We start from the raw sequence: 2670 nt of genomic DNA, 5'->3' as shown, positions 1-2670 counted from the left end.
GCGGACCGGGCGGTGGCCCCGGTGCGGGCGGACGCGGCGGCTTTGGCGGATTCGGTGGCTTTGGCGGCGGCGGACCCGGCGGGCGTGGCGGCCCGGGCGGCGGGCGCTTGCAGTTCGCGCTGTATCACACCTGGCACTTCACCGATCGCGTGCTGGTCCAGCAAGGCGGGCCCGCGCTCGATTTGCTCAACGGCGATGCGACCGGCGGCAGCGGCGGGCAGTCGCGGCACGAGCTCGAAGGGCAGGCCGGGTACAGCAATAACGGGATCGGCGTGCGCCTGTCGACCAATTGGCAAAGCGCGACGCGGGTGAATGGCGGCACGCCCGCGAACCCGCAGACCTTGCGCTTTTCGGACCTCGGCACCGCCAACGTGCGGCTGTTCGCCGATCTTGGCCAGCGGATTGAGCTGATCAAGAAATATCCGTGGCTGCGCGGCACGCGCGTGGCCTTCTCGATCGACAATCTGTTCGATGCGCGCCAGCGCGTGACCGATGCCAGCGGCACGGTGCCGGTCGCGTATCAGCCCGATTATCTCAATCCGCTCGGCCGGACGGTACGGATTTCGGTGCGCAAGCTGTTTTTCTGAGCCTGCGGTCATGCGCTGGCGGCATAGCATCTGAACCTTGAAGGCCGTTGACGGGGGCGGCGCGCGCCGTAAGTGGAGCGAGACCCCCGTCTAGGATACCGCCCATGAAGACCCGTGCCGCCGTAGCGTTCGAAGCCAAGAAGCCGCTCGAGATCGTCGAACTCGATCTCGAAGGCCCCAAGGCGGGCGAAGTGCTGGTCGAGATCATGGCGACCGGGATTTGCCATACCGATGCCTACACGCTCGACGGGCTCGATTCGGAAGGGCTGTTCCCGAGCGTGCTGGGGCATGAAGGCGCCGGGATCGTGCGCGAGGTGGGACCGGGCGTCACGAGCGTAAAGCCCGGCGATCACGTCATCCCGCTTTACACCCCTGAATGCCGCCAGTGTAAGTCGTGCCTCAGCGGCAAGACCAACCTGTGCACCGCGATCCGCGCGACGCAAGGGAAGGGCCTGATGCCCGATGGCACCTCGCGCTTCTCCTACAAGGGGCAGACGATCTTCCATTATATGGGCTGCTCGACCTTCTCGAACTTCACCGTCCTGCCCGAGATTGCGGTGGCGAAGATCCGCGACGACGCGCCGTTCCAGTCGAGCTGCTATATCGGCTGCGGAGTCACCACGGGCGTTGGCGCGGTGATCAACACCGCCAAGGTCCAGGTCGGCGACAATGTCGTGGTCTTTGGTCTCGGCGGCATCGGGCTCAACGTGCTCCAGGGCGCGCGGCTGGCCGGGGCCAATAAGATCGTCGGCGTCGACATCAACCCCGACCGCGAGGAATGGGGGCGCAAGTTCGGCATGACCGACTTCCTCAATTCCAGGGGGTTGAGCCGCGAGGACGTCGTCGCGGCGATCGTCGCGATTACCGATGGCGGTGCGGACTACACCTTCGATGCGACCGGCAACACCGAAGTGATGCGCACCGCGCTTGAGGCGTGCCACCGCGGCTGGGGCACTTCGATCATCATCGGCGTGGCCGAGGCGGGCAAGGAAATCACGACGCGCCCGTTCCAGCTCGTCACCGGGCGCAACTGGCGCGGCACCGCGTTCGGCGGCGCGAAGGGCCGCACCGACGTGCCCAAGATCGTCGACATGTACATGACCGGCAAGATCGAGATCGACTCGATGATCACGCACGTCATGGGCCTGGACGACATCAACAAGGCGTTCGAGCTGATGCATGCCGGCAAGAGCATCCGCAGCGTGGTGGTTTACTGACGCATCCGCAGCGTCACGCCGATTGTCCGCGGGTCGCTCGGCGTGCCTAGGATCAGGCCCGAATTGCCCGCCTGGACGGTCAGGTTCTGGATGTAGTTCGCGCCGAACAGGTTGCGCACGAACACGCCGATCTCGAGCCCGTTCTTCGCGCGGTAGCCAAGGCTGGCATTGGTAAGATTATACCCGTCGATCCGGGTGTAGCGCGACAGCGTCGGCTCACCGGCATAGCTGCTGCGAAAATTCGAATCGGCGTGCAGGATGAACGCGCCCGGCCCGACTGGCAGCGTGTAATCGCCGCCGATCGTGGTCGACCATTTCGGCAGGCCCGCGAGTGCGCGTCCGGTCAGATTGCACGCTTGCGTCCCGCTGGTCAGCGCTTCGAGCGGGCACGGGCCGGCGGGATAGCGCGCGTACTTCCCGTCGGCATAAGCGACACTGCCGCGTAGCTGGAGGTTCCGCGTGAGGTTCGCGGTCACGTCAGCCTCGACCCCTTTGACCGTCACCTTGGAAATGTTCGATAGATAGCCGCGCAGCGCAACGGTCTGCGCACTGTCGACGATCGTCGCCTGGAAATCGCGCACGTCGGTGTAATAGCCGGCGAGGTTTACGATCAGGCGCTGGTCGAACAGCCCGGCCTTGATCCCGCCTTCATAGGTCTGGTTGAGCTCGGGGCGGACCACCGCGGTGGCGAGCGTCGGCTGATTGGTGGCGTTCAGCGGCAAGCCCGACAGATTGATCCCGCCCGATTTGAACCCGCGCGCATAGCCGCCGTAGAGCAAGATCGTGTCGGTCGCTTGCCAGGCGAGGTTGGCGCGGCCCGACACATTGCTTTCGCGGTCGCGCGCAGCATAGCTTTGCCCGCGTAA

The 2670-nt window shown here is 65.4% G+C and carries 2 protein-coding genes and 1 pseudogene; 2 read left to right on the top strand and 1 reads right to left on the bottom strand.

Translation table 11 applies throughout. The annotated features are described in order from the left end of the window. Positions 1 to 587, top strand: a pseudogene (locus ABWP09_RS09735) (TonB-dependent receptor); the annotation flags it as partial. 104 nt (positions 588 to 691) lie between these two features. Beyond that, positions 692 to 1804 carry an S-(hydroxymethyl)glutathione dehydrogenase/class III alcohol dehydrogenase gene (locus ABWP09_RS09730; RefSeq protein ID WP_353204948.1) on the top strand — a complete coding sequence of 371 codons (1113 nt, stop codon included), beginning with the start codon at positions 692 to 694 and terminating at the stop codon, positions 1802 to 1804. Here ABWP09_RS09730 and ABWP09_RS09725 read toward each other — a convergent pair. Further along, the coding region (locus tag ABWP09_RS09725; protein ID WP_353204947.1) for a TonB-dependent receptor at positions 1798 to 2670 on the bottom strand (873 nt) is incomplete at its 5' end. The two genes, ABWP09_RS09730 and ABWP09_RS09725, sit on opposite strands and share 7 nt — an antisense overlap.

This window comes from Sphingomonas sp., assembly GCF_040398505.1.
Taxonomy (GTDB): Bacteria; Pseudomonadota; Alphaproteobacteria; order Sphingomonadales; family Sphingomonadaceae; genus Sphingomonas.
The sequence above is the reverse complement of the archived record's forward strand: the minus strand, read 5'-3'. Positions and strand labels throughout refer to the sequence as shown.